Source organism: Nostoc sp. CHAB 5715 (genome assembly GCF_020829685.1).
GTDB lineage: Bacteria > Cyanobacteriota > Cyanobacteriia > Cyanobacteriales > Nostocaceae > Nostoc.
On the sequence record NZ_JAIVFR010000327.1, the window covers coordinates 1 to 7,060 of the forward strand.

The window sequence follows — 7,060 nt, forward strand, 5'->3', positions numbered from 1 at the left end:
ACGCCGTAAACGATGATTGCTAGTTGTCGGGGAGTTTACTTCTCGGTGACGCAGCTAACGCATTAAGCAATCCGCCTGGGGAGTACGGTCGCAAGATTAAAACTCAAAGGAATTGACGGGGGCCCGCCCAAGCTATGGAAAGACCATCAAATGTCGCTGTTCCGCGACCAATTTCATCTAATAACACTAGTGACCTAGATGTGGCATGGTTGAGAATATTCGCCGTTTCATTCATCTCCACCATGAACGTAGATTGACCAGTTGCAAGATCATCTACTGCACCTACACGGGTGAAAATGCGATCGCATATTCCCAATCTGGCAAACCTAGCTGGTACAAAACTACCAATCTGCGCCATTAACTGAATCAATCCCACCTGACGCAAATAACAACTTTTGCCACTCGCGTTTGGTCCGGTGAGGATGATTAAGTCAGGGAGTGGGGAGTGGGGAGTGGGGAGTGGAGAAATTTCTTCTTCACTACTCCCTACTCCCGATTCCCCACTCCCGAGTTGAGTCGAATTCGGCACAAAGAAACCCGCAGGTAAAGACTGTTCCACCACCGGATGACGCCCATCAACAATGTTTATCTCCCTTCCTGACAACATTTCTGGACGACAGTAACCTTGATGCACCGCTAACTCAGCCAAACCACACAACACATCCGCCGCCGCCACTGCACGAGACAGATTGCGAATTACTTCCGCCTCTTGTGCTACCTCTTCTCGCAACGCCGTAAAAATCTCATATTCCAACTGATTTAAATCATCCCGCGCTGTGAGAATCCGGGCTTCCCGTTCCTTCAAATCTGGGGTGATGTAACGTTCTTCATTGGTCAGAGTTTGCTTACGAATGTAATTAGCGGGTACTTGGTCAGCTTTGGTGCGGGAAATACTGATATAATAACCAAAAGTTTTGTTAAATCCTACCTTCAAAGTGGAAATACCCGTTTTAGCTCTCTCATCAACTTCTAAATTGGCAATCCATTGCTGATCCGCTTCTACAGTTGCCTTTCTCTCATCCAACAGGGGATTTACACTAGGGCGAATCAATCCGCCTTCTTTGATTAGTATGGGTGGCGACTCGACAAGATGCGCGTGTAACTTTTGTGCTAATTCTTCCAACACAGTTGGGACTTTCTGCAAAGCTTTGAGGAATGGAGAACGCGCTTGGGTTACTAAGCTAGATAATTCTGGTAAGCGTGAGAGGGAATCTGCCAAAGCTACTAAATCTCTAGCATTAGCTGTACCAGAACCCGCCCTTCCCGTCAAGCGTTCTAAGTCATAAATTTGGCGTAACAACTGCCGCAAATCTTGACGCAGGGGTGTATTTTCCATCAATTCTTGGATGGTATCTTGCCGCGCCCGAATGCCTTTAATATCGAGTAGCGGTTGCAACAACCACCGCCGCAAAGCCCGCCCACCCATCGCTGTACTAGTTCTATCTAACGCCCAGAGTAGGGAACCGTGAAAAGTGCCATCCCTGACAGTTTGAGTAATTTCCAGGTTACGGCGGGTTTGATTGTCAACAATTAGGTAGTCGGTGACAGTGTAGCTGCGGAGTCTCTGGAGGGTAACTGGGTTTTCTTTTTGAGTATCTTCCAAGTATTCCAGAAGACCGCCAGCTGCACGAACGGCGAGGGGAAGATGATCGCAACCGAGTCCTTCGAGCGATCGCACCTTAAATTTCTGCAATAATCTAGGTCTAGCTTCGTTTTGGGAAAATGGTACTTGCGATCGCAAACTATAGCAAAATGATGGTGGCAAACACTGGGGGAGATGGGGCGAAGTTTCTCCTGGACGTAGCAAACTACCTAAATCGGGCGCATTTGTCGGAACTAGCACCTCTGAAGGTTGCAAACGCATTAATTCCTGTGTCAAATGTTCTAAATCACTACCTTGAGTTGTGAGAAATTCCCCTGTAGAAATGTCTGCATAGGCTAAACCCCAATGATTTGCGGCAATTACTACTGCTGCAAGGTAATTATTGCGACTTGATTTGAGCATTCCCTCTTCCAGCAAAGTACCAGGAGTCAGGATGCGCGTTACTTCCCGTCGCACCAATCTCCCAGCAGCTTCAGAAGCATCTTCTACTTGATCGCAAATTACGACTGCATAGCCTTTTTCTACCAACAGCGTCGCGTAGCGTTCCCAAGCGTGGTGCGGAACACCAGACATCGCCACTCGTCCCTGTTCTCCAGCTTGTTTGCTAGTGAGGACTAATTCCAATTCTTGCGCTAATTTTACAGCATCTTGGAAATAGCATTCAAAGAAATCTCCTACCCGATACAGCAATACCGCGTGAGGATATTTATCCTTCGTCTCGACATAGTGCAAGTACATTTGACTTAGCTTACTGCGATCCACCTGTTGATGGTCAGAAATAAAAGTACTTGCATCAGGCTTGGTAGATGGAGTTTCAGAGTGAGAGGCGGTCATAGATGCTATCGAGTTACGCACAGAAATTTCACAATATCCGATGATAACGTGATGTGAAAGTTGAATGGCGATGCCTGCGGCGGGCTTCGCCTACGCTCAAGGATATTTTACCCTTCGTTATATTAGCTTGCTGATGCACCCATTATTGCGGCTAGTGTGGTAAAAAGGCGATCGCAGTATGGCGAAGCCTGACGAACTCTAGCTACATCAAGCAATTCCAATAGCTCTGGAGCATGGTTTGTTTTATGATATTTTTTCTTATCTGTACGACGAGTAGCTGCCTCAAGCCATACTTTAAGAGTAACTTTAGAAACTTTTTCTACGCTATGATAGCGTGCCATTCCCTGAAGGATTGTATCTTCCCTGAATCCTTCACCATAAAACTCTCTTAAAGCATCAATATCAGCAATAAACCATGCTTCCATTGTTTGCACCATCAGGTGACACCAATCATCTTCAAAATTGACTGCATCTAAAATCCAAGGGTGATCTTCTGTTCTATTTCTTAGATGTTCCCAAGGCGTAACAGTGGAATCAACTGGAGATTCAGCATCGACTAGTAAAACATTAAAAGCTTCTGGTTGAGACTCTAAAGCCGTTTGAAAATCTTCATAAGCATCACGCCGTGAGCCACACATAACGATAAATATCTTGATGTTTTCACCAGCAATATCATATAGATTTTGAAAAAATTTTCTAAAACCTGGGCGTAATCCAGTTGTGGTTTCTTTTCCACTCCTGATCCCACTACGAAAACCTGGGCGTGGTCTGAGTAGCAGTTCAGTATCATCTTCATCTCCAGTACCCTCAATGTAAATGTATATGTTCATTACCAACGATTTCCACCAATTTGCCCCATCCGCCAGAGATCACCAAGGGTATACTTTTCTAACCATCTTTTCAATCTATCAGGTTCCTGACGGTGGAGGTGGCTACCTTTTTGATCTCGTTCACAAACTATGACTGATTCGGGATATTCACTCAAAGCAGAAACTAAAGAATCGGAATGAGTGGTAACAATTAGTTGTGTTCTCTGAGACGCTTCAATGAGCATTTCTGCAATAGTCGGTAAAATATCTGGATGTAAACCAATCTCTGGTTCTTCAAGACAAATAAGTGGTGGTGGAGTTGGGTCAAGCAGTAAAGCCATTAAAAATAAATAACGGAGTGTACCATCAGATAAACGATTTGCAGGAATTGGTTGAATAAAACCTTCTTCACGAATAAATATCTGTACTGTACCGCCATATATTCTTACACTCAGTTCTTCGGCTGGTTCATAAAATTTTTTCAGTTTTTCAATAATTCTTCTATTACCTATTTGGTGTTCCAGATTGCAGTAGAAATATTCCCAGATATTAATGTATTTTTTAGTTGGTTAACTGACGAAATTTTAGAATTACAAATTTCATCCCCACAGCACAGAAGTAATCCCAGAGTCGTCAAGAAAACTCGCTCAAAGTTTCAGAGTAAAAAACGATGTCATAGAAATAATGGCACTCCTCGACAACTACTATCCTTTCAAATTTCTAGGAAAGCAAGTTGAATACATTCATTATTTGGGCGATACAGTAAATTGTTCATCCTCAATTTATAGTTCAACAGGTTAAAAATATTCTCAGCAATTGACAATTAAATTTTTCAAGAGTGCCTTCAGGTACAAGCAGCGTTTTTAGCCGTTTTTGTTCTCGTAAACTACACGCGAACAAATTATGATTTATTCCACCATCTATTTTCCCTTAACCGAGCAGTATTGCAACGGGTGTTGATTGCACGAGCGATCGCTCAACAAGCACGGTTTTTGATTCTTGATGAGCCGACTAATCACCTTGATATTCGCTATCAGTTAGAACTTTTGGAACTGGTGAAGGGGTTGGGTGTGACTACTATTGCAGCATTGCACGATTTGAATTTGGCTGCTAGTTATTGCGATCGCATTTATGTTGTCAATAATGGAACAATAAGAGCAGTAGGAACGCCTCAAGATTTACTACAACCTGATTTAATACGTGAGGTGTTTGGTGTGGGTTCAACAGTAGAAACTGACCCAAGTAATGGTAAGTTACACATCAGCTTCTTCTTAGATGGAGGAATAGGGAGCAAGAGGAATTCCCTTGCTCCTTAAATATTGCTTGCTATACAGTCACTACCTTGGGTTGAGGTTTAGTGAATAACTCAGCTAAATGATGTGGTTGGCGATCGCGCCAGTTCCCCTTATGATACGCATACCCCGCGATTAACGGGAACGCCACAGTCGCCTCAGAAAATACCATCTGTTCAGTAGCTTTATCCACCTTCCCCCAAGAATGCGCTTCTTTGAGGGTAGAACCAGATAAAGCCCCATCTCGCTCATCGGCGACAGTGACTTGAATTGTATACTTGTGCATACTCGTATCAAATCCCAGCATTTCCGCAGCTACCACCGTATCCTGGGCGAAGTTTTTTGGTATACCACCACCAATCATCACCAATCCAGTGTAGTTGGAAGCCAGTTTGCACTGCGTCAACTCCCGGAAGTCTCGCACCGAGTCAATGGTTAAATGAGATTCTGGAGAATTCCATTGGTGATGCACTAAGCCAAAGCCAGCAGAACAGTCACTAAAAGCGGGGACAAAAATTGGTACTTGGTGTTGATAAGCAGCTTGCACTACAGATTGACCATAATTACCCCGGCGTTCTAAATAAACCGCCATCTGCTCAATAAATTCCCGTGAAGAATAGGGACGCTTCTCTAAATTCTCGGCGATTTCGGCGATCGTCATGTCACACACCCGCAGTTGATCTTCATCAATGTAGGTGTCATATATGCGGTCTATCCGTTGCTGTCTTAACACCTCATCATCAGCAAAGGGATCGCCAACATAATGACGATAACCCAACGCTTCAAAGAAATCTTGGTCAACAATGTTAGCGCCAGTAGACACGATCGCATCTACCATATTGTGAGTAATTAAATCGTGGACTACTCCCTTGAGTCCAGCACTAAACAAAGACCCAGCTAAACACAGAATAATCGTACATTCTTTATCTTGCAGCATTGCGTCATAAATTTTTGCTGCCCGTCCCAAATTTCGACCTTGGAAAGCTGTCTTACCCATAGCTTCCACTAAGCCAACAACATCGAAAGCTTTAATGTCAATTGGTTGCACAGTCTGTTGCAAAAGTTCTTCACGATTCATGGTAGATTGTCCTTTTTATTGAAAATAAAAGTTATACGGTCTGCACAGCGACTAGAAGGCAAGTCTCGCCAACGTACTAGGCGCTTCGCAGTGGTCGTACCAGGACAAACCAGGATCAGATTGCCGTCTTTTATTTAACTGCAAAAAAATAAACAACCAGAAAAATCCAGCTATCAGGTCTCACCTTCTTGAAACGCCAACTCCAACGAAAACGGTAGACACCCAGGATTGGCAGCTGCCCACTCGTTGGCTTCTGCAATTAGGGTTTTGTTACCTGAATTGAGATAAAATTGCATTTTGGCACTCTGCTCCAGTCTTTCGCGTTCTTTGCCCCCAATTAGGCATCGCGCAATTAGGCAGTACTCTCTAGCTACACGCTTGGCGTGGGATGCTGCTTGGAGTCGCAACTTAGTCAGTTGCTTCAGTTCTAACAAAGCGAGAGTTGTTACTGAGTCGTCTGAAGCTGTACTTTGCTCACTAACTTCAGCTTCATGTGAGGTTTCGGGCGGCACAATTGCAGGTGTAGGTGCAATACTAACAGAATTAATTGATAAGTTTTTGTTATTGTAATTTTCAGCCGCGCTGAGGTTAGAAAGGTATTTAAAATCCTTATCTGAATTACTTTGATTAATGTTTTCAGCTAATTGTATAATATTTGAAGAAACTGATGAATTATCAGAATTATTAAAAGATGAAGTTAACGACAAATCTTCTGGTTGTAATAAATTCAATTCTTCAGAATTAAAATTAATTTCGTCAGATTCATCTTGTACCTGTGGTACAAAAAATTCTCCTTCAGACTCAGCAAATTCTTCAAAACTTGCGGCTGCCAACTGCCCTGTAGGGGCATCGGCAGCCGGAGGTAAAAGGTTACAAAAGACCTTCATATAGTAAAAATGACCGTCATTTTGCTTTTGGTAAGGGTTTTCAAAACTTTGTTTGACGAATGAGTTTTGAAAACTATCAAATTGCCCGTCATTGCTTGATTGATAAGGGTTTGAGCTATTTTCTACCCAAGGATCTAAGATGTAGCGCGTAGGATGCCACAAATGCAAGTGTTTTTGTAGTGTCTCTTGTGAGATAGTTTTGTGAAAGCGACGCTTGTACTCAGCACGTATCGCTTTTCCTCGTTCAGTAGCCCCTGCTGGTAAGCCTCTATCCCACTCTATTGCCCTTACCACTATCTGAATGCGTTGTTGGGCTTGTTGGCTGCGTTCCCAGTTCTGTTGCTTACGACGGTCAAATGGGATTACGTTGTCTTTGGGTTTATCAATGCTGCTAATGCCTGCTATGGCTTCTGCAAAGGTGTTGGCGAATGTACCCAATAGCCGTTCGGGATAACTCTGGTAAGGGCTATACCATTTGTTACAACTTGTGGATTTTATCCAATGCCTCACCCTAGCTTCGATTTCGTGTTGGTGTCGGCAATATTTGCTGTAGCCGG

4 protein-coding genes, 1 rRNA gene and 2 pseudogenes are annotated in these 7,060 nt (G+C 43.5%); 2 read left to right on the forward strand and 5 right to left on the reverse strand.

The annotated features are described in order from the left end of the window. A 16S ribosomal RNA gene (locus LC574_RS18680) occupies nucleotides 1–154 on the forward strand; the annotation flags it as partial. A gap of 30 nt (nucleotides 155–184) precedes the next feature. Here the strand turns inward: LC574_RS18680 and mutS are convergent. From mutS to LC574_RS18705, 3 genes and pseudogenes are all read right to left on the reverse strand, one after another. After that, nucleotides 185–2,437: pseudogene (gene mutS, locus LC574_RS39105) on the reverse strand (DNA mismatch repair protein MutS); the annotation flags it as partial. A gap of 122 nt (nucleotides 2,438–2,559) precedes the next feature. Next, nucleotides 2,560–3,267: a DUF4276 family protein gene (locus LC574_RS18700; protein WP_229454893.1), complete on the reverse strand. Its 708-nt coding sequence runs from the start codon at nucleotides 3,265–3,267 to the stop codon at nucleotides 2,560–2,562. After that, entirely contained in the window at nucleotides 3,267–3,800 is a 534-nt protein-coding gene (locus tag LC574_RS18705; RefSeq protein WP_368736701.1) for an AAA family ATPase, read from the reverse strand. The genes LC574_RS18700 and LC574_RS18705 overlap by 1 nt, the downstream gene beginning before the upstream one ends. 390 nt (nucleotides 3,801–4,190) lie before the next feature. Here LC574_RS18705 and LC574_RS18710 point away from each other — a divergent pair, with 390 nt between their 5' ends. Next, nucleotides 4,191–4,562 carry an ABC transporter ATP-binding protein gene (locus LC574_RS18710; protein WP_229454894.1) on the forward strand — a complete coding sequence of 124 codons (372 nt, stop codon included), beginning with the start codon at nucleotides 4,191–4,193 and terminating at the stop codon, nucleotides 4,560–4,562. A 10-nt stretch (nucleotides 4,563–4,572) separates the two neighbouring features. Here LC574_RS18710 and LC574_RS18715 read toward each other — a convergent pair whose 3' ends face one another. Together LC574_RS18715 and LC574_RS18720 are read right to left on the reverse strand one after the other, a co-directional pair. Continuing rightward, complete coding sequence (locus LC574_RS18715) at nucleotides 4,573–5,616, reverse strand: deoxyhypusine synthase (RefSeq protein ID WP_229454895.1); 1,044 nt, start codon at nucleotides 5,614–5,616, stop codon at nucleotides 4,573–4,575. 173 nt (nucleotides 5,617–5,789) lie between these two features. Further along, nucleotides 5,790–7,060, reverse strand: a pseudogene (locus LC574_RS18720) (hypothetical protein); the annotation flags it as partial.

What these genes read in the sequence shown, in the direction of transcription:
- LC574_RS18700 (WP_229454893.1), bottom strand. Translation starts at nt 3,267, where the DNA reads ATGAACATATACATTTACATTGAGGGTACTGGAGATGAAGATGATACT.
- LC574_RS18715 (WP_229454895.1), bottom strand. Translation starts at nt 5,616, where the DNA reads ATGAATCGTGAAGAACTTTTGCAACAGACTGTGCAACCAATTGACATT.